Raw genomic sequence first — 21,622 nt, 5'->3', positions numbered from 1 at the left:
ATCTGGAAGTCTGAGACGATGAAAATATAAAGTCTTATTTCAAAATCTGATAAACCACCAATGCTGCCACATATGCCAGCACTGACATATAGCCTAACTGAATCAATGGCCATTTCCAGCCCTTGGTCTCGCGATAAACAGTGGCGATGGTACTCATACACATCATGGCAAAAACATAGAATATCAGGAGAGAAAACGAAGTAGCTATCGAAAAAGTGGGTTGATCCGTATTGGCATTCACCTCGTTGCGCAATCTCTCTTTAATGGTCGATTCATCATCCGGGTCGGCGCCTATGCTATAAATAGTAGAAACTGTTCCGACAAATACCTCACGTGCGGCGAAAGACGTAATCAGGGCGATGCCGATTTTCCAGTCATAGCCCAGTGGTGCAATGGCTGGCTCAATGAATTTGCCAAAATGCCCTGCATAAGAACTTTCAAGTTTAACAGAGCCAATTTTTGAAGCCAGTTCTTCCGGTGTTTTAGTTGGGTTAGCGGCCAATACCTGTTTCTCCGCCTGTTCCATCTCATTACCCGGGCCATAAGAAGCCAATACCCACAACACTATCGAAATCGCTATAATTACCTTTCCGGCCTGAAAAACAAAGGTTTTTACTTTTTCAATAATCATAAACCCTACCTGTTTCCAGCGTGGCATTTTATAGGTAGGTAATTCCATAATGAAATAACTACGTTCTTTCGATCGCAGAATCAGTTTCATAATCCAGCCTGCCACCAAAGCAGAGAAAAAACCCAGTAAATATAAGCCCATTAAGGCAACCCCTTGCAGATTGAAGATACCTAGTACTTTCGTATCTGGCACAACCAGAGCTATCAGAATAGTATAAATAGGCAATCTGGCTGAACAACTCATCAAAGGCGTAACCATGATGGTTATCAAACGGTCTTTCCAGCTACCAATCGTACGAGCCGACATAATAGCGGGAACGGCACAAGCCATACTGGAAATCAATGGCACAACCGATTTGCCACTCATACCAAAACGACGAATCAGTTTGTCCATCAGAACTACCACTCGAGCCATATATCCGGATTCTTCAAGAATGGAGATAAAAGCAAACAAAAAGGCAATCTGTGGGATAAAAATAACAATCCCACCAACGCCGGCAATCAGGCCGTCAGTTAATAAGCTTACAAGAATACTTTCTGGTAATACAGATTTCAACCAATCATTCAAGCCAGCTACCCCTGCATCAATCAAGTCCATCGGATATTCAGCCAGAGAGAAAACGGATTGAAAAATCAGGAAAAGAATACTAAGGAAAATAACATAACCCCAGACACGGTGCAGGAGAACTTTATCAATTCGTTCGGTAACGGTTTCTTTTTGCTCACCTGTTTCATGCACAACCTGAGAGAGTGTACCGCTGATATCATGATAACGGTCAATCGTTTCAGCCGACTGGAAAGCGTCAGCATTGAAATTGTATTTTTCCACCAATGTTTGCAGGTCTTTCTGGGCATTATCACCTAAGAACATCATTTTAGGCGATTGAGCCACATATTGCATGGCTAAATACTTATTGGAAATATTATATTTTTTGCGAACCTCAGAAGCAATGGCCTCTGATTTATCATCAAAAATAGGCGGGTTAATATGGGTCTTTCTGGCTTCAAGTTGCTGTAATATGGTATATTTCAAACCATCTATACCAATCCCCTGACGGGCATTTAATTCTACTACCGGCACACCAAGAATTTTAGATAATTTGCCTGAATTGATAGAAATACCCATCTCTTCTGCTACGTCTAACATATTTAAAGCCAGAATCGTCGGGATGCCTAAATCGCTCACTTGCTCAAATAGTAGCATATTGCGTTTCAGATTTGCGGCGTCAGCTACAACTACAGCTACATCGGGGTATTCAGGGTGTTGCGGATTCGCCAATACTTCCAACACTACCTGTTCGTCTAGCGAATTAGGATAGATACTATAAGTACCAGGCAAATCAAGAATTTCAATATCTGTTTTGGAATCTAAACGGCAGAAGCCTATTTTTTTATCAACTGTAACGCCTGGGAAGTTTCCGATTTTTTGTCGGAGTCCGGTCAGTTGATTAAATAGAGAAGATTTACCTGCATTAGGGTTGCCCAAAAGGGCTATTACTTGTTTGTCTTTCACCTTAAATCCAGAAATTTTAAAAAATCAAGCAGCATAACTACCCTTGATTAGGTTTTAACACGATGGTTGCCGCTTCTCTTTTTCTTAAAGAAAGATGATAACCTGCTACTCTGATACCAACGGGACAACCTAAAGGAGCAATGAAATCTAAGGTAACTTCAGTTCCGGGTAAACAGCCCATTTCAAGCAATTTCAAAGACATAGCAGCATCTTTAAAATCAGTAATGATTCCTTTTTCTCCAATGTTTAGGTCTGCAACGGTTTTTTCTGAAAACTTTACCACACTTATTTAGAATAATTTTAAATAAAACGCAAGTTTAACTGTTTTCGTTCGGAAATAAAAATGAATTTTTACAATAGTATAATATCCTGTCACAATTCAATTAACATAAAATGCAATAGATGTACTTTTTCTCCCTGTTCGGTAAAAATAACATGGTATAACATCGAGTATTTGGGGTACTTTGTAATAATCATTATTTATTTAAACGCCAAAGTTATATGGGGTTCAAAATTATAAGAGTAAAAACCTGAAAAAAAGAATTAAAATCATAAAATCCTAATTGTTTGCGTACTACCTTTGTGGCACGATAGTACGACAAGGCAATCGTGGTTCAGTACATGCAAGAAATAAGAGCGCTTATAGAAAAAGAAATACGTTTAGAGTTGCGTCAGAAATACGCACTCAATGGAATGCTCCTTTACATTATCAGTACAGTTTTTGTATGTTATCTGAGCTTCAAGCTAAAGGTGAATGTTATAGAACCTATCACCTGGAATACCCTCTTCTGGATTATTTTATTGTTTACCGCTGTTAATTCCATTACCAAAAGCTTTACGCAAGAGGGCACCGGCCGCCAACTCTATTATTATACGCTAGCTAGTCCGCAAGGAATTATTCTATCTAAGATAATATATAATACCCTGTTGATGTTAGTATTGTCGGTGCTGGGCTTTGGATTTTATGTCGTCATGATGGGTAATCCGGTGGGTAATCTGCCAATGTATCTGGTATGTCTTTTATTAGGCTCCATCGGCTTTTCAACTACCCTGACTATGGTAGCTGGAATAGCCTCTAAAGCCGAGAATACATCAACCCTGATGGCTATTCTGAGTTTCCCGATTATATTACCCATGCTGATGATGATTATCAAGTTATCCAAAAGCGCTATGGATGGTTTAGGATGGGATACAAGCTATGATGAAATCGGAATCCTGCTAGCTATTGATGCTATTGTATTAAGTGTCAGCTATCTGCTTTTTCCGTATTTGTGGAGAAGTTAAGGAATTTTGAAAAACTGTTTTTATTATATTAAGTGTCTGGTAAAATTGGTCGATTTTTATATTCACCATTCACTAATTCGCGATTGACTTATGAGAAAATCCTGGTGGAAAATTCTTTGTGTAGTGATATTGCTCTACACGATTATACAAGGGTTGATTGGCACTATCCCTCGCCAGCCTATCCTGAACGAAACCCTGCGTAATGTGTATTTTCATGTACCACTATGGTTTGGCATGATGACACTCATGATTGCCTCGGCATGGTTTGCAATCAAATACCTGAGAGAAGGAAAAGTTGAGCACGACGAATTTTCGGCCGAATTTGCCAATACAGCTATGCTGTATGGCGTTTTAGGCTTTGCTACGGGAGCCGTATGGGGAAATTATACCTGGGGAGACCCGCTACCAAAAGACCCGAAACTGATTTCGGTTGAAGTGGGATTGTTGATATATTCAGCTTATTTTATTCTGAGAAGTTCTTTCGAAGACGAGCAGAAACGTGGACGTTTATCAGCCGTTTACAATCTTTTTGCCTTTGCTGCCTTTATGCCCTTAGTCTGGATTCTTCCAAGATTAACTGACTCACTACACCCGGGCAATGGTGGTAACCCTGCATTTGGTAAATATGATATGGACAGCCGCGTAAGAATGGTATTTTACCCTGCCATCATTGGCTGGACGATTCTGGGTGTCTGGATAACAAGTTTAAGAATCAGGTTGAGAATCATTAAGCGATTGAAAGCTGAGCAATCTTATAAATAAATATAATTAATTAACATCGAGATATATGAAACGAATAGTTGCACTTTTAACTGTGATGCTCCTTTTTGCAACCAACCTTTTTGCCCAGCAAGAAGTAGAAATGGCTGATAAAATGCGTGCAGACGGGAAAATATGGGTAGTTGTCGCAGTAATTACCGTAGTTTTTGTGGGAATTATTGGGTATTTAATTGTGTTAGATAGAAAGATTAGTAAAATAGAAAAAGGTTTATGAAAAAATCACATATCATCGCATTGGCAGTGATTGCAGCGGCTGTGGGTATTATTATCTCAACAGTGGGTGATGCCAGTACTTACGTAGGTTTCAGCGAAGCAGAAGAATTGGCGAAAGATGGAAACAATAAGTCTATCCACGTAGTTGGTACATTAAAGAAAGATACGCAGGGAAATATTGTAGGAATGATTTATGACCCTGTTGCTGACCCGAATAGTTTTCAGTTTACAATGATTGACTCATTACATCGGGAAGAAAGAGTGATTTATAACCAACCAAAACCACAGGATCTGGATAAATCGGAGAAAGTGGTGGTAGTAGGTAGTATGGATGTACAGAATAAAGTTTTCCGTGCAGAACAAATCTTATTAAAATGTCCATCGAAATACAATAATAATACGCTGGAAGGAGAGGAAAATAAACAGGCAGTTTCGATGCAAAACAAATAAAGCCATGGTAATTCTATTTGATGGTGTTTGTAATTTCTGTAATGCCTCCATCAATTTTCTGATTGACAGAGACAAGAAAGGCGCGTTTAAATTTGCTGCCTTGCAATCAGAACCCGGAAGAGAAATTTTAGCAAAATATCACATAACCTCTGTAACTGAATTTGATAGTGTGATATTAGAAAAAGACGGGAAACTCTATCAGAAATCGGATGCAGCACTAGAGATTGCCCGAAATATGGATGGTGCCTGGAGGTTGCTGTATGTCTTTAAAATAATTCCGGGATTTATTCGGGACTTTGTATATGATTTAGTCGCTAAAAACCGCTATCGCTTTATGGGTAAAATGGATGCCTGCCGGATACCAACGCCGGAATTAAGAGCTAGATTTTTATAAACGAAGAAGCCTGTTCAACAGAACAGGCTTCTTCGTTTATCTATCTGATTATTTCTTACAATATCCTCAACTTAGCAAAGCTCAACAAAAGCGTCTTCTCGCCTTGTCCGTCAAATACAATCGTTGCTTTTCTGTCTGTGCCGTTTATATCCATTCTTTTCACAGTTCCGAATCCGAATTTCGGGTGTTCTACTTTATCTCCTTCCTTTAGATTACTGGTGTCGCTGGCCACAAAATCACCTGATGGCGTATGTTGAGTATTAGCAACCGCTTTGTTTACAGGTTTCAGATTAGAGATAATACTCTCTTTCTTGGCAAAGGATAGGGTAGAAGTAGGGCGGTCGTTTCTGGTAGAAGTATCTTCATAAGAAACCGAACGACTTTTCGACATCTGCAAGAAACTCTTATCTATCTCTTCCAGAAAACGACTCGGCTCGCAATAATTCAACCGGCCATAGTTATAACGGGTTTCGGCATAACTCAGAGTCAGTTTTCTCTCTGCTCTGGTGATAGCCACATAGAATAACCGGCGTTCTTCTTCTAAATCGGTGCGGTTTTGCAGCATCATTTGCGAAGGGAAAAGGTTTTCTTCCAGACCTACGATATATACATACTTAAACTCCAATCCTTTCGCTCCGTGAATAGTCATAAGTGTTACGCGTTCGCTATCACCATCTTCATCTTCCTGATCGGCAGAGGTCATGAGTGTAACAGTTTGCAAAAAGGCGCTCAACGTTTTTTCTTCATTTTCAGGATTATCCACAAACTGTTTCACTGAGTTCAGCAACTCCTGCACGTTTTCATAACGTGATAAACCCTCTACCGTTTTATCTTCATACAATTCACGCAAAATGCCCGACGTTTTGGCAATATAAGCCGCTACTGTATAGGCATCTTTGCCTTCTTCAATCATCAATTTGAAACTCTTGATCAGTGTAGCAAATTCATCTATGGCCTGACCAGCGCGCCCGGCTACATATTGGGTGATATTACTCACTACCTCCCATACCGAGCGGTTATTCTCCGCAGCTGTTACAATGATTTTAGCAACAGTTGTATCACCAATTCCTCGTTTGGGTAAATTGATGATACGCTTGAAAGCCTCTTCGTCATTCTGGTTAATCGTGAAGCGCAGATACCCCAATAAGTCCTTGATTTCTTTCCGTTGATAGAAAGACAGACCTCCCACAATCCGGTATTTGATATTGAGTTTTCTTAATGCCTCCTCAAATGCTCTCGATTGCGCATTGGTTCGATAAAGCACCGAAAACTCACTATTTTTTAACCCTTCATTATTCTTGGCCTCAAAGATATTGGTAGCAATCAAACGCGCTTCTTCATTGTCAGATGCTGCCTTGATAACCTCAATTTTCGGCCCTTCGTCATTATCAGTAAAGACATTTTTCTCTAGCTGTTCCTTATTACGGGCAATCACCGAATTGGCGGCATTCACAATCGTTTTGGTAGAACGGTAATTCTGCTCCAGTTTAACGACGTGCAATTCAGGGTAATCATTCTTGAAATTCAGGATATTCTGGATATTCGCCCCACGAAAAGCATAGATACTCTGGGCATCATCACCCACTACACAGATATTCTGATGCACAGAAGAAAGTTTCTTCGTAATAAGGTACTGAGATACGTTGGTATCCTGAAACTCATCTACCAGCACGTGTTTAAACTTGTGTTGGTATTTGTTCAATATATCCAGGTGGTCGCGGAAGAGGATATTGGTATTAAACAGCAAATCGTCAAAATCCATGGCATTGGCCTGGAAACAACGCATCTGGTATGTTTTATACAAGCGTCCGATTTCCGGCATTCGGGCAGCCTTATCATCCTCCATATAAATCGGATTATTGGTATAAGACTCCCACGAAACCAAAGCATTTTTGGCATTGGAGATGCGATTCAATACATAGTTCGGGCGATAGGTTTTATCGTCCAGACCTAATTCTTTAATAATAGTACGGATCAAAGATTTTGAATCGTCGGTATCATAAATCGTAAAATCAGAAGTATAACCTAGTCTTTTTCCTTCAAAACGCAGGATTTTAGCAAAAATCGAGTGGAAAGTGCCCATCCACAGATTTTTGGCATCGCTCCCTATAATCTGCTGAATACGGTTACGCATCTCACCAGCAGCTTTATTGGTAAAAGTCAAAGACAGAATATTAAACGGGTCAACACCCTGCTCAATCAACCAGGCAATCCGGTAAGTCAATACACGGGTTTTGCCTGAGCCAGCACCCGCAATAATCATCAGCGGACCTTCAGGGTGAGTTACAGCTTCACGTTGGGGTGGGTTAAGTTTCTCTAAGTAATTGTTATGGTTCTGCACGGAATCCCTTTCTTTAAATGTAATGCAAATATAAATATATCGCGGCGATATATTTTTGTCAAGTCTTTTCTAAATTCTATTGATAGTATAAGGAGAGAGAATACAAAGGTAATAACAATATTATGGATTGTTTAGTGTGTGTGGGAATTAATTGTTTTGGTTGTTTTTTGAATAGGCGTAATGCATTACGTCTATTCAAAAAACGGCGATTTCAATGAGCATTCTTTAAAATTCAAAACTCCTTCGGCTTCTTAGGCGCAGGCTTCAACGAGAAAGGAATTTCTTTTGTCACCCACTTGGCAGCCTTATCAATCTGAATGGTGGCTGGTTTGCCCCAGTAGATGTATTCCATATAGTTTTTGCCGTCTTTCGAACCGCCTGTATAAAATCCTTCTACTCGTTTCAACGGCATCCCGTTGGCAGCATAGGCACGTTTTGGTTTTAATTCGCCCGAATTATCCAGATCATCATCAAACCTGAAAAAGGTTACCGTAAGCGGATTTTTCATTTCAAATTTATCTGCAGGGGCATTGACAGGAAAAACCTCTGTAATGATTTCTACCGGATAAGTGATTACAACTGTACCTTTGATCAAATCTGCGTCAATGGGCTGGTCGCCTCCCGGAGGGTCAAGTCTGAAACTAAAGGTTTTGGGCTTATCATCATAAAAAGCCCCTTGTGGCTCGAAAGGGGAGTTTTTACCGCCATTAGTAGCTACTACATCTTTGAATTCTACTTTGGCAAAAGCTGAATTGATACTATTAGGTGCTGATAAAATAATCAGATGATTATTCAACCCATCATTCGTTCTATCGGCTTTGAGGCTTAGATTAGACAGGTCAGCTTCTGATAATTTATCGTATTTAACCGGAGGAAGATTGTCGTAACGCTCATTGGCTATATTCATTTCACCATGTGGGAAATCTGGTGTTCTATGCACCACAATCGGAATCTTTTTAGTGCTGATACCTTTGGGTTTAACAATCACTACTTGTGCGATTGTTCCGAGTGCTTTCACATAACTGATAATAGGTTCTTTGCGCAGATTATCAAATTTATCAACCAGTTCTTTCTTTTTGTCTTCGGGTATCTTTCCATTTTTGTCTAGTAAATTATAGACAGTCTTTGGTACTTCCGAGCGCATTACGGTCAATTCAAGTGGTTCTCCTTTGGCATTCAGCGCATAATAATTCATCTGACTATCTTCGGTTTTGCGGTTAATCTCAAAAACAGCAATGTCATTCTCTATCGACATCAGCTTTACCATTTCACCTTCCAGATCTTTTTCTTTGCCTATATCTGCTTTGGTCAGTATTACCTGCTTAAATTCTGTTGGATAAGTAAATGAAAAAGTGCCTTCAATAGTATTCAGGGTTTTCCCGTTTTGTGGTTTATAAGTGACTACTTCATTGAAAAAATCCATCGATGACATTCGGTTCGGCATAGGACTGGGTACTATTTCCAGTGCGCCGCCTTCCTGTGTCGTGGCTTTATTCCAGATAAATTGCCCGTTTACCAAATCCATATTCGGTAAATGGAACACGTCGGCTTCAATGCGCGCTTCATTATCCCGGAAACTTGATTGCTGGAAATAAAAGCTATTCGTAAATAAGGCAAGTCTTTTATCAAAATCGGCTGAATTGAGATTAGTAGGCAAACCTTTGGCTGAAATCACATCGGGAACGGGTGTTTTGCTGGGTGTTGGTTTTCCGAAGAAATCAGAGAGCATTTCAACGGCCTTTATCTTGTCTTCTCTCGACATTTTCTGAGCAATGGCAAGCGAGGAACTCATGCCAGTTATAAGCAATAATAGGATGTATTTTTTCATGGCTTCTGAACGGTTTAGTACTAAACGAATTTCAGTCTTATTTGGTTATTTTGTTCGATTTGAAGCTAAAATCTGGCTTAAATTTTACTAGATGGTAAAAAAGGCAGTTCCGAATAGTCTTCAATCAAAAATATTCTGATAATCAAATATTTATTCATGATTCTTTTTCAATGAAACTGGATTTTTAGCGTTGTAAGCATATTGAAAACCACTAGAAAATGTACCTGCCTAGACTAACATTGTTACTCCCAATTTTATATTGTTGCATATCTGGTTGCTCTCATGAAACCAAGCAAACTGGGAAGATAGATTCGACTAAAGTAAGTATCCAACCAGAAGCAATTACGCAAGAATGTAGTTATACTAACTTATCCAAGGAGTTTGATATAAAAGTATTTTTAAAACGTTTTAAAGTAGAGGATAGCCCTTTTGATTCATGCATAGTGGATTTAACTTTATTTGATAAACAAAACCACCAAAAAATTGATATATTAGAGTTTACTTCTTCTTATTTTTGGCCTGATTTTTTCCAAAACTGCAATAAGGGTGTATATTATTCAACCAATGTAGATATTGAGAATGGTAAATCTGATGAAAATTACCCTGGTGATATAATCATTGCCGATTTGAATTTTGATGGTAAAGAAGATATAGCAGTAATTCAAAGTTTTGGAGCAACTACCGGAGGATATTACATATTTTATTTGCAAAAATTTAAAAAATTTGTTTTAGATGAGTATTTAACTTACACAGTAGGTCACTTTCCAACTAAAACTAACAAGTATAAAAGAACATTAACTACCTATCAGCATGCCAATGCACGCTACTTAGGTGAACAAATTTACTTTCTCGATAAAAAGACTAATAAGTGGCGACAGAAGAGCCATAAATTTGTTCCATATATCGAATAACCTTAATATATTCTCAAAAAACACCAATATCCCCAAGTTTTTTGCCAGATAAAACCTATTTTTGCCCAGGAATCAATAAAACCTAACTTTGCACATGAAAAAAATCTTTGGCTTGCTAAGCCTGCTTATTCTCTCGTTTTCTACTATTGCTCAAAACAAATATGCGATTATCCCCAAGCCATTAGAGCTAAGCCCTCAGACTGGTGAGTTTACTATTGATGCCCAAACCAGAATCCTGATTCCAAAAGGTTCTACGGACATTCGTCCTCTGGCTGAAATGCTGGCTGAACGTGTGGCTGTAACCTCGGGTATTCAATTGCCAATTGAGGAATCAGACATACCCAATACTTTAATACCTGCCAACAAAACCATCGTATTTGCGCCTTATAAAGCGCAGGTAATGAATAAGATGTTGGGCGACGAGGACTATATTCTGAAAGCAGATGCCAAAGGTGTGATTCTGGCAGGTGCTACTGGCAAAGGCGAGTTTTATGCCTTGCAAAGTTTATTGCAACTATTACCTCCACAGATATTCAGCAGTTCGTTGGAAAAAGGTACTAAATGGACTGTTCCGGCTTGTACAATCTTCGACCGTCCCCGTTATGGGCATCGTGGAAGTATGTTGGATGTTTGCCGCCATTTCTTCCCGGTATCATTTGTGAAAAGGTATATTGATTTACTGGCACTACACAAAATGAACCGTTTCCACTGGCATTTAACAGACGATCAGGGTTGGAGAATCGAAATCAAGAAATATCCGAAACTGACCGAAATAGGCTCGAAGCGTAAAGAGAGCATGAAAGGGCATTATAACGACTGGAAATTTGATGGCACGCCACATGGCGGATTCTATACGCAGGAAGAAATCAAAGAGGTGATTGCTTATGCTCAGAAGAAATACATTACCATCATTCCTGAGATTGAAATGCCCGGCCATGCGCTGGCCGCTTTAGCTTCATATCCTGAACTGGGTTGTACAGAAAAATCGCTGAAAGGTGGCCCTTATGAAGTGACCGGAATCTGGGGTGTGCATGATGATGTGTTTTGTCCGACTGAAACTACCTTTCAGTTTCTGGAAGATGTTTTGACAGAGGTAGCTGCGCTGTTTCCGGGTGATTATATCCATATCGGTGGTGATGAATGTCCTAAAATAGCCTGGAAGCAAAGCAAATTCTGCCAGGATCTGATGAAAAAAGAGGGTTTAAAAGATGAACACGAATTACAAAGCTATTTCATCAAGCACTTTGACAAATTCCTGACTTCGAAAGGCAAGAAAATCATAGGCTGGGACGAAATCCTGGAAGGGGGCATTTCTCCGAATGCCACCATCATGTCGTGGCGTGGGGTAGAAGGGGGGATTGCGGCCGCCCAACAAAACCATGATGCCATCATGACCCCGACAGGTTTTTGCTATTTAGACTATTATCAGTCAGACCCAACTACCGAGCCTCTGGCAATTGGCGGATACCTGCCACTGGAAAAGGTATATTCTTATGACCCAACCCCTAAAGGTTTAACCCCTGAGCAGGCCAAACATATACTGGGCGTACAGGCCAATCTCTGGACTGAGTACATTCAAACCCCGAGCCAGGTGGAGTATATGCTGTATCCTCGTGCCTGCGCCATTGCAGAAACAGGCTGGACATCGGCCAAACTGAAAGATTATGCCGATTTTACCACTCGTCTGAAAACCCATTTCGAGCGATTGAAATACCTGGCAGTAAACTATGCTAAGAGTTACTATGATATTTCGGCATCGTCGTCGATGAATGAAAAAAGTCAGGTGATTGTAAAACTACAATCGACTGATAAAAGTGTGGTAATCAGATATACCATTGATGGCTCTGAACCTACCGCCAGCTCGGCTGTCTATCAGGCTACGGGCGTGGTGCTTACCAGTGATGGTAGCGTGCGGGCCGCAGCTTTCTCAGCCAAAGGAGAGCAATTAGGCAAAGTACTCACCAAATACTTCTTCATCAATAAAGCGACAGGTCGCAAATACACTTTGGTAAACCAACCTAAAAACTATACCGGAGGCGAAACCTATGGCTTAACCAACGGTGTGAAAGGTGAAGATGCCAACAGTGCTACCTGGGTAGGCTTTGAAGGCAAAGACCTGGACGTAACCATTGATTTAGGCCAGGCCATGACTATCAATAAAGTGTCATTTGCTTTCAAAGGCGCAAGTGACTCATGGATTATGTTGCCAACCGAGGTAGAAGTATTTACTTCTGCTGACGGTAAAAACTTTACAAGTGTCAAGAAAATCCCGATGGCTGCTACTGCTCCCAAAGGTAGTTCTGTGCAGCAATTGGGGGTGGCGGTTGACGGCAAAAAAGCTCGCTATGTAAGAGTATTTGCCAAAAACTATGGTAAACTTCCTGACAACCACCCGGGTAATGGCAACCCTGCCTGGCTTTTCGTCGACGAAATCTCGGTAGAATAGCCAATTTTTAAATAAAATTGGTAATTTGAAACAAAAAATTGCTCAAATTTGTAGTTGAGTTAGATTACGCTAACTCAACTCTAGACCACGTAGTTCAACGGATAGAATAGAAGTTTCCTAAACTTTAGATCCGGGTTCGATTCCCGGCGAGGTCACTAGCTTATCATCAATAGAATAGAAGTTTCCTAAACTTTAGATGCGGGCGAGACGCGCAGTCCGGGACGCGCAGTCTTCGATTCCCGGCGAGGTCACTAGCTTATCATCAATAGAATAGAAGTTTCCTAAACTTTAGATCCGGGCGAGACGCGCAGTCCGGGACGCGCAGTCTTCGATTCCCGGCGAGGTCACCGAAATAGATGGTGATGAATTGTAGTAAAGAAAGTAGCCCCTGCAACGATGTTTTAGGGGCTATTTGCTTTATCAGGCTTTACCAGAGTACAACAGAGTTTGACATTTTTTACAGGGAATTTTACAGGGATTTCAAAATATGAAAACAATAACCTTTACTCCAGAGCTGGACTCTTATATTAAAAAGGATGGTAGTCAAAATATAATGATAAGAATTACTCAAGACGGTAAGCATAAAAGAGTGGGGATAGGGCATTCTGTAAAATCTGAAATGTGGGATAATGAAAACAAACTTGTTAGGCGTAAACATCCTTTGTCATCAATGCTGAATGACCTAATTAAAATTCAACTTGCTCAACTTGATAAAAAATATCTGGGTAGCAAGTTGCAACAACAACAGATAACAGCTAAACAACTTCAGAACACATTAAAGAATAATGTTTTAGGCGACAATTATTTTAAATATGCCAAAAATGTGATTTCGCGATTTACTAACGTAAATACAAGAGACGCACAAAATGGGGTTTTGAATGGTCTGAAAGAGTATTTAAAAGGTTCTGAAGAATTATATTTTGCAGATATAAATTATGAGTTTCTGGAGGAGTATAAGGCTTATTTAAAGAGAAAGAAGCTAAGCACGAATACAATCTGGAGTATAATGAAAACATTAAGAGCAAGATATAATGATGGTTTAAAGGCTGGTATTTTCAGACCCGAAGTAAATCCATTTACATTAATTGATATAAAAAGGGCTAAATCTAAGCGCGTTAGGTTTAGTGAAGAACAAATAAAAAAAATAGAGGACTTCATGCCATCACAAAACCTGGTAATGTTTGATGCTAGAAATGTATTTTTATTTTCCTACCTGCACTGGGGAATGCGTGTTTCTGATGTGCTTAATTTGAAATTTGTTAACATAGTTAATGGCCGACTTATCTACACAGCCTTAAAAACCCAAGAAACTCAGAAAAATTTTAATATTAAAATACATCCTAGAGCAGAAAAAATTATTCAGTTCTACCTTTCACAAGAACATAAGCCTTCAGACTTTCTTTTTCCATTTCTAAGAAAATTACCTGTTAAACATTCTGATTTACAGTTTAATCAATTTATTGCTTCTAAGACAACTTTAATAAATAAGAATCTTAGGAAAATGGCAACTCTGTTAGAGCTTCCAAAATTCTCAACTAATTCAGCCAGGCATAGCTTTGCTGAAATTGTTAGAGGTAAAATGGATAAAAAAAGCGCATCTATGGCATTAGGTCATAGCTCTGAAAAAGTAACCGAAGCTTATTTCAATTCGGCCTCAGAATATCGGAATGATGAATTAAGTGATGCTATCTATTAATTGTATAAAATAAGGATGGGAATAAGATAAAAATAATGATAATTGTTTTGAAATTGAATTTTTGTAGATTTGTGTAGTATATATAATGATTATATGCCCTCATTGCGGGGGAGCATATAGTTTTTAAAAACCAAAATCTCGTAAAATGAAAGAAAAGATTGACGCGATCGTCAAGCTCATACCGAGCATGACGAATCCAGAGCTATTATCGCTCATTTCTCCCCTTATTCAGGAAGCCACTAAACGTGGTGATGAAATTCTGAAAGCAATCCCTCACAGTGCTACCAAGGTTGAAAGGTCTAATATCCTGACATTAGCCGCTATTGGAAAGTTGTTCGAAACAAACAATTAAAAAAGGGAGCCCCGCATTGCGGGCGGAAACTCCCAAGCGTTCCCAAAATCTCGTGAAAATTGAAGAACATCGCAATTTAACAAATTAAGATTTGCTAACAAATTTTTTGCAGTAGTAGCCTGATGGACGACAGAGCCACGGGCGCTACTGTTTTTTTATGTAGATTTTGTTAACAAAATTTTCTTTCCTGAAAGCTTCCGGAAGAAATCGATTTGAGAATTTGTTAACAAATTTTTGTGCCGGTTCAGCTGGCCAACAAATGCCAGGGAAAATTTTGTAGACAAATTGGAAATTTGTATATTTGTTATACAAAAATAGCCGTCGCGCTAACGACGGCCGGGAAATTTTTCTTCGGGTATATGTGCTTCGGACGGGAGCAAATATACCCTATTTTTTTGCAAAAGTATAACCAAGGATGTCCTTTTTTTTCGTCGTCAAATGCAATCAATTTTTGTACCTGTGACTGAGAACAACTACCAGTTTCTCAAGCGTATACACCCCGCCCCCTTTCGTTTTGCCCTGAAAGATGATTTAGGTTTTAAATTAACCTCGCTCTACAAAATCTACTCCCGTACCTACAAGGCTTATCAGGAGAAGTTCGACAACGCCTATTATCCCCGTCATATCAAAATTCAGATTCGTGAAAATATCTTCTATTATGTAGATAACATTTCGCTGGAGGGGGTGAATGCAGTTAACACCTATGTAGATAAGCTTATCAAGAAAGCTGCTTATGAATTTGTAAAAGAGCAAAGAGAAGTAAATAAGAAAGTCAAGATAAGAGCTGCACTGACGCAATTTATCAACAAAAACGGTCTTTCTATGGATGCAACGGAATTGTCAACTTTGGATAGAAATGAGAGAAGAAAGCGCGCTTCGAACGGCGAACTTCTCTATAAACGCAAATCCAAGAATGTCATTAACGCAAACCAACTGGAAGGCAGAGAACTACGGGCAAATCTATCGGCTTAAGCTAGGTTTAGCTAGTAAGCTGAGCGAACAAGATTTTCAGACTCAGTCAGTCCAGAACACAACTTTTAAATCCGGCCAGGGCTGGATTTTCGACAAAACCAAATCTGATTTCGATTTCGGCGACCTGACGGTCATGCAATCGACCGAAAACGGGATTGTGAACGATGTGATTTTCAAGGTCATTATTAACAATGATCTGTTAAAAGCACAGTTTGACCTGCCTTTCAGGAAACTTGAAGGTAGATTGATAGTAGCAGAAATTACTACTATGAACGACCGCGTTGTAACAGTAGCGCCCCTGGTGTGCACGTATGAATACAAACAGGCAGTGACGCCCGGCGATGTATCTAAGTACGAATTTACGTTCAGGAAAGTAAGCTATGTGAATTTTGACGATTACGTGTTTCCGGACATTCTGAGTGAAGAAATAGGTGATATTGTTGTAGACAGTAGCACCGATGGGAACATTAAACTAAAGGTTTCGCGGCTGCCGCCTTATGGCTGGGGAAGTTTTACGCATCAGATCGGATGGTCGTTACTGGACGATGTAAGTACCGTAACGAACTGGACGACGAACATGGACGGCACTGCCCTGCTGCTGAGCAATGTGCCTAACCAGCAAACGATCTACATTTTTGTGAAAGGGTATTTCACGCCTACCGTCTACAAATCGAAGCAGTATTTTGTGAATGTAGAGAAATACACATTCACATCGAACATGATTGCCATCGACCCTAATAAACCCGTTGAAAGTGATCTGGAGGAATATTCGGGCTCAAACGCTGCGCGTATTGCGTCAGGTGCTACCGGAACAACTGTGCAGTCGGTTCAGCCTGATTTCATTATCAGTTTTGCCCCGATGTTCCCACAGGCTGATCCTGAGCAAACCGTGAAGGACATGAGGGCCTTTAAGGCAAAAGGTGCCAAGTGCGTGCAGGTTAACATTGAATTTGATGGGGTTTTCAAAAGCTTGTCACAGTACAATGAAACTAATGCTGATTTACTGAATAAGTATTTTGAAAAGAACGACTATCTGATAAATGCAGCTAAGGAGTTTGACAATGTGATATTCAGGATCATTGTGAATTATGATGATAGCCGGTACTACTTTCAGGAGCGTGACGAAACCGTAGGGCCTATCTACACCGATTTCTCTAATGCTACTTTTAATTTATTTACAGAGATTGCCCAGGATCAATTCGGCAATCCGCTACGGGCCTATAATTCGCAAGGGAAAGGGCATGGCAGCTTGGCGGTAGACTCGGCAAAAGCTAAAATGAAAGGCTTTGTGCAAAAGGTGATGGATAGATATTATCCGATCCTGGGCAGAAAATTTTTCGCGGTAGCGGTTGTTACATCGGCACAACAGGAAGCAGGAGCAGATTTCGGATCTTATAACTATGTAGGGCCTGCGATGGATTATCCTTGCGAAATGGATTACCACCCGACAGCGATATCGAAGTTTCAGGATTGGTGTGTAACGGTAAGATATCCAACTTTGGCGGCCTATAATTCGGCTATGGGCACCAGCTGGACAAATAAACTCCAGATTCAGCCGCCGAAAGTGGCCGTTTCCACCCTTCAGCAAATGACTACGGCCTTATTACAGGCGATGTATAATACAGATTTGTTTACGCTGTGGTACAAGTTTCAGGAAAAATTGATGATGGATTTTCAGATGGAGTGTGATATTATCATCAAAGGAAAAAATCCGGATATATTAAACATCTTCAGTCCTGGTTCAACTTCTGATGCATTAGGGGCAGCCCGTAAAACCTATAATTATATTAAAATAGGTACAGTTGCTCAGGTTCTGCACACCCAAAACGGATTCACGAATTTTAACGGCACGAAGATTCCGGCGGCGGATATGGTTCGCGCTTTTGGGGGTATTATTGCCACTGAGCTGAATGTTCAGGATTTGATTACCAACACACCGCCGATCACGGATCCTACGATTGTAAGAAACACGATTTATCAGCAGGCCCAGATGTTCAGGCTAAATAAAGGCAGAATATTAAACCTGATAGTAAGTAGTGTAACGCACCCGGCACATTTTAATAATATGCTGGATATGGTAGAAGATCTGTATAGATGGGATGCCAACAAAGCAGACACCTTCAGCGAAGGGCCTACGATGAACGTGAGCCTGAAAGCCCTGGTGAAAAACTATGCAGCTTTCAATACGAATTATTTAAATCTAAATCCACCCACAAACGAAGTCGGCCGCGTGAAAATAGTTATGACCGACGATTTATAATCTACACATGAAAAAAATTCTTTTGTTTTTGCTGATAGCAAACAGCTTGTTTGCACAGCTGGATATCCGCACCTATCGCACATTGACCGAGGCCTGCACGCAGAATCAGCCAGGAACGGGTTATACACCCCAAAATTTTAAATTTTATGTTCAGAAAGGCGGCCTGATAGTAGGTAAAACGGTTTGGTCGAGTAGCTCCCCTACTTCAAAAATTAAACTTCGCCCGGGTAACTATTATGTAGTACAAGGAAACCAGGCGATGAAGATCGACCAGCTCGGCCGGGTGGCTAATATAATCAGTTGCGAGTCGGGTCCGGTGAATCCAACGGAAAGCCAAAGTTATCTGATTTCACAGGTTCCCAATCAAATTAACTGGAGCCAGTTCGGCAACTTTCAGAATACTTTCGGCCAGGCGGTTTACGGCTATGGTAATCCAAGGTTCAGCAACGAAACCGGGCCATCTGGTGATGCCCTGGCGCATGGGTGGACACATACCGACGGCGTAGGCCTGAATACAATTGCGCAAGTGCCTATAAACAAGGCATCGAAATTTATGGATTGCAATGCCGTATTTGATAACCAGATTGTGCCGGAACTGATAGCGGCAGGCAAGGCTGATGCAGCTGGAATGAGTACGAAAACGGAAAATCTGACGAGCGTAAGTGATGCAACGGCCTTTGAAGCGGGCAAAAAATTATATTATAGTAGTTGGGGTGCCTGGGTGCCGGAAACAAATAGCTACGGTGTGCGAATCGGCGTGCCCTTCTGGAACGAAGAAATGTGGCAGGGCAGATGGGAGGAGAAAGGCCGATTAATGAAGCAGATCATATTAGGCGCGAAAGACAGAGCCACCGCTGAAGGCAAATTCTTTGAGCCGATTCTTTACGGCTATTTGTTTAACAGCTGCCTTGGTAGCTTTACGCTGAATAATGCTTCTATACCCTTCGGCGAAAAGCGATTCTTTCCGTACCACTCCAGCGCTGAGATAGCGACTTTCAAAAATGCTTCAGTGAATGTGACTCCTTACCTAGGTATTGCAGGTATACAGCACGGGTTGTTTTCGTATGAAAAAGTGCCGTTTCCGATGTACGAAAGCCTGTATAAGAAAGATTCGGACGGTAAATATGTAATGTCTGGCGGCAGGCGTGTCTGGAGAGACACTGATTTTACGGAGAAACAGAACGGGCAAACCATCAATTTTTATGCAAGCCCGAAAGATGCCCGGGAGTATTATTATGAAAACGATTATCTGCCGGAAGTCTGGTATGCAACGATTCAGCCTTATGCCTTATACTCGCACCTGGTGTTTGCCCGGATGGGCTTGAAGAAATTCAATAACGGGAATTATGACATAAGCACACCGGACAATTTCACGAACAAGCTATGCCATATTATTCGCGATGAAACGGAAGGTACTTTCTTTTCGATGACGAAAATCTCACGGCCAATCTCGCAGTATATGGCCGAATTTCAGGTTTACCTAACCTATCTGATAGGCGTAAAATCTATGTATGTCTGGACAGATTACGGGCCCAGGGCCGGACTAAATGAGCCAGGAGGCTATCCGGTGAAGCCGTATGGCCAGGACTATAATTTATTCAAAGACGGGCAGATTCAGCCAGTGCCGCGCTACTGGGGAACCTTCGAAAGCTATACAGCTTCGCTTAAGTATTTGCAGGATATACATAATAAGTATAATGTGTTTTCGGGCAGTGAAAAATACTGGCAAGCCACAGCGCCAAGCGACCAGACAAACCAGGTGCTATTATTCGGGGTGCTATCAGGAAAGAACCTGGTAGTTTTCGGCACTGATCCGCGACTGGATAAGGATGAAGAAATAGTAGTGAACATGAGCCTGAGCAATCAATCAGGATTTAACAAAACATTTAAAATCAAAGGCCGACAGCACTTTGTGAACGCGTTTGAGCTTCCGGCAGGCACTTACACCACTGATAATATCAGGCTTCAGTATAACGACTTATATGGTGTGCAGCACAAGCACACCGGAAACCTACTAAACCCTAACTGGTAAGATGAAATTTCATACGGCCACACACAGCATCACCTACACCAATAGCGTAGATTATGCAAACCCGATCTACTGGGAACTATATCAAAACAATCAATTGATTAAGTCTTGCCTTGCAGTGCAGGGAGGTTTTTATAATAATATCCGGCAGTTTAATTATAACAATCACCCGGATAGTAGCATCATGGATTTGCCTACTGGAGTTGATTATACCTATAAATTGAAATTCTGGAACCTTGGTAAGACAGGTTTGCCTTGCCTTTTCATCTTGTTCAGAGGTGATAGTAGTAATACTAATAATATGCTGGGCATGGTTGATTTCCATGCGTATACCGTTTATGGTGGAGAGTACAAAGAAATCACTTTCCAGATGGAAAATTATAGCCCGTATGGCTATTATAAATTTAATTGCAATAGCGGTTGGGTAATGCCTGAAACGGATATTGATCCACATAATAGAGATTTTACCCTCGTAACCCCACCACCGGGAGTGAGTTTATCTGATGTGACGGGAACAACTGTGCCAAATGCAATCGTGAATATTTTAAGTCACAGGTTGAAAAACAATCAGCTGGAGTGGTATAAACTAGCGACTGGCGTTGCATCAGGAGCAGTATTACCGAACGTAACACCTTTGGCCGGAGTGACAAACCCCTACTACATTGCGCCATCAAGCCCAGAAACCAATTTAGCCTATTACTATTTCAATAGTGCTGATTACTTTAACCCTAATCAGAACCCTGCACCACGTAGCCCGATTACATTTTGTTACGGTTTGCCAGCGGTGGCGGTAGCAACGATGAAAACACAGCAGCTGAGGCGACATAGCACTGAAAGCCTACGTCTGGCTAGCCCGCCGAATCTCGATCCGTCGGTTTATGTGAATAGCGAAGATGGATTTTTATTTGTGAAGATGGGAGCTGTGGGGCAATCGCTCGCCCTGGTGTTTGTGAATCCGCTGAATAGTAGAGCTGGTGTGAGGGTGCGAGTAAAGAAAGCGACCTACACGAATAACTGCCGCCTGACGATTAAAAGCTCGGATGCAGCGATTAACCAGGTGACGAATATTACGGCCGCTACTGAATACACCTCAGACTACCTATCGGCTGCCCCATGCGCTGAGGTATATGTTTACCTGGAGCAAACAGCTGCCACCGGTGACGGGCTTGCCGGGTTGAGTTTCTCGGTAGAGTTTCTATGTAACAATATCGGCGATATTGTAGAGCCTACTTTGTATCAGGAAACGGGCAAACTATTGCTTGGAAAAAACGCAGTAGCGCCTAAGTTGATGGAAAGCTTTGTGAGTACCGTTGACTACGCTAACCTTACTACCATACCGGAAACGGCATGGCAACCCACCGACATAGTGCCTATTCCGGCTACAGGCACTTATTATGTTTTTGTCCGGTTTACGCTTAACAATGGCGAGAAATATACCTTCAGAGCCCGGACATTCTGATAAGCTAAACACCACCAAAAAGAGGTAAGTCAATTGACTTACCTCTTTTTTTTGTCCTTCTACA

General features: G+C 40.9%; 17 protein-coding genes and 1 tRNA gene. 14 read left to right on the top strand and 4 right to left on the bottom strand.

Going from position 1 to position 21,622, the window contains the following annotated elements:
- Positions 1–34: 34 nt before the first annotated feature.
- Positions 35–2,143: a ferrous iron transporter B gene (gene feoB, locus ACYVFA_RS20005; protein WP_460473627.1), complete on the bottom strand. Its 2,109-nt coding sequence runs from the start codon at positions 2,141–2,143 to the stop codon at positions 35–37.
- A gap of 37 nt (positions 2,144–2,180) precedes the next feature.
- The gene (locus ACYVFA_RS20000) at positions 2,181–2,426 is read right to left on the bottom strand and encodes a FeoA family protein (protein ID WP_460473626.1); all 246 of its coding nucleotides are present in this window, start codon (positions 2,424–2,426) and stop codon (positions 2,181–2,183) included.
- A 338-nt stretch (positions 2,427–2,764) separates the two neighbouring features.
- On the opposite strand from ACYVFA_RS20000, the gene ACYVFA_RS19995 reads away from it, so the two are divergent.
- The 5 genes from ACYVFA_RS19995 to ACYVFA_RS19975 all read left to right on the top strand — a co-directional run bounded on the left by ACYVFA_RS19995 (position 2,765) and on the right by ACYVFA_RS19975 (position 5,264).
- Positions 2,765–3,427, top strand: a complete 663-nt coding sequence (locus ACYVFA_RS19995) for a heme exporter protein CcmB (RefSeq protein WP_460473625.1) — start codon at positions 2,765–2,767, stop codon at positions 3,425–3,427.
- Positions 3,428–3,517: 90 nt separating this feature from the next.
- Positions 3,518–4,189, top strand: a complete 672-nt coding sequence (ccsA, locus tag ACYVFA_RS19990) for a cytochrome c biogenesis protein CcsA (protein ID WP_460473624.1) — start codon at positions 3,518–3,520, stop codon at positions 4,187–4,189.
- 25 nt (positions 4,190–4,214) lie between these two features.
- Positions 4,215–4,421: a CcmD family protein gene (locus ACYVFA_RS19985; RefSeq protein WP_460473623.1), complete on the top strand. Its 207-nt coding sequence runs from the start codon at positions 4,215–4,217 to the stop codon at positions 4,419–4,421.
- Positions 4,418–4,870, top strand: coding sequence for a cytochrome c maturation protein CcmE domain-containing protein (locus ACYVFA_RS19980; protein WP_460473622.1), 453 nt, complete (start codon positions 4,418–4,420; stop codon positions 4,868–4,870). Before ACYVFA_RS19985 ends, ACYVFA_RS19980 begins: the two co-directional genes overlap by 4 nt.
- A gap of 4 nt (positions 4,871–4,874) precedes the next feature.
- On the top strand, positions 4,875–5,264 hold the full coding sequence (locus tag ACYVFA_RS19975) for a thiol-disulfide oxidoreductase DCC family protein (RefSeq protein ID WP_460473621.1): 390 nt from the start codon (positions 4,875–4,877) through the stop codon (positions 5,262–5,264).
- Positions 5,265–5,319: 55 nt separating this feature from the next.
- Here the strand turns inward: ACYVFA_RS19975 and ACYVFA_RS19970 are convergent, their stop codons facing one another.
- Positions 5,320–7,605 carry an ATP-dependent helicase gene (locus tag ACYVFA_RS19970; RefSeq protein WP_460473620.1) on the bottom strand — a complete coding sequence of 762 codons (2,286 nt, stop codon included), beginning with the start codon at positions 7,603–7,605 and terminating at the stop codon, positions 5,320–5,322.
- Positions 7,606–7,837: 232 nt separating this feature from the next.
- Positions 7,838–9,433 (bottom strand): hypothetical protein, encoded by a 1,596-nt coding sequence (locus tag ACYVFA_RS19965; protein WP_460473619.1) that lies wholly within the window; start codon positions 9,431–9,433, stop codon positions 7,838–7,840.
- Between the two features lie 218 nt (positions 9,434–9,651).
- On the opposite strand from ACYVFA_RS19965, the gene ACYVFA_RS19960 reads away from it, so the two are divergent.
- From ACYVFA_RS19960 to ACYVFA_RS19920, 9 genes are all read left to right on the top strand, one after another.
- Entirely contained in the window at positions 9,652–10,344 is a 693-nt protein-coding gene (locus ACYVFA_RS19960) for an XAC2610-related protein (RefSeq protein ID WP_460473618.1), read from the top strand.
- Positions 10,345–10,438: 94 nt separating this feature from the next.
- The gene (locus tag ACYVFA_RS19955; protein WP_460473617.1) at positions 10,439–12,790 is read left to right on the top strand and encodes a glycoside hydrolase family 20 protein; all 2,352 of its coding nucleotides are present in this window, start codon (positions 10,439–10,441) and stop codon (positions 12,788–12,790) included.
- Between the two features lie 83 nt (positions 12,791–12,873).
- Positions 12,874–12,945 (top strand) — tRNA-Arg (locus ACYVFA_RS19950).
- 332 nt (positions 12,946–13,277) lie between these two features.
- Positions 13,278–14,486: a phage integrase SAM-like domain-containing protein gene (locus ACYVFA_RS19945; protein WP_460473616.1), complete on the top strand. Its 1,209-nt coding sequence runs from the start codon at positions 13,278–13,280 to the stop codon at positions 14,484–14,486.
- 187 nt (positions 14,487–14,673) lie between these two features.
- Positions 14,674–14,838: a hypothetical protein gene (locus tag ACYVFA_RS19940; RefSeq protein WP_460473615.1), complete on the top strand. Its 165-nt coding sequence runs from the start codon at positions 14,674–14,676 to the stop codon at positions 14,836–14,838.
- A gap of 438 nt (positions 14,839–15,276) precedes the next feature.
- Positions 15,277–15,810, top strand: coding sequence for a hypothetical protein (locus ACYVFA_RS19935; protein WP_460473614.1), 534 nt, complete (start codon positions 15,277–15,279; stop codon positions 15,808–15,810).
- Positions 15,752–18,070 (top strand): hypothetical protein, encoded by a 2,319-nt coding sequence (locus ACYVFA_RS19930; RefSeq protein WP_460473613.1) that lies wholly within the window; start codon positions 15,752–15,754, stop codon positions 18,068–18,070. Before ACYVFA_RS19935 ends, ACYVFA_RS19930 begins: the two co-directional genes overlap by 59 nt.
- A gap of 7 nt (positions 18,071–18,077) precedes the next feature.
- Entirely contained in the window at positions 18,078–20,102 is a 2,025-nt protein-coding gene (locus ACYVFA_RS19925; protein WP_460473612.1) for a hypothetical protein, read from the top strand.
- Between the two features lies 1 nt (position 20,103).
- Positions 20,104–21,558 (top strand): hypothetical protein, encoded by a 1,455-nt coding sequence (locus ACYVFA_RS19920; protein WP_460473611.1) that lies wholly within the window; start codon positions 20,104–20,106, stop codon positions 21,556–21,558.
- Positions 21,559–21,622: the final 64 nt, after the last annotated feature.

The sequence above is a fragment of the Emticicia fontis genome, from assembly GCF_054779675.1.
The sequence above is the reverse complement of the archived record's forward strand: the minus strand, read 5'-3'. Positions and strand labels throughout refer to the sequence as shown.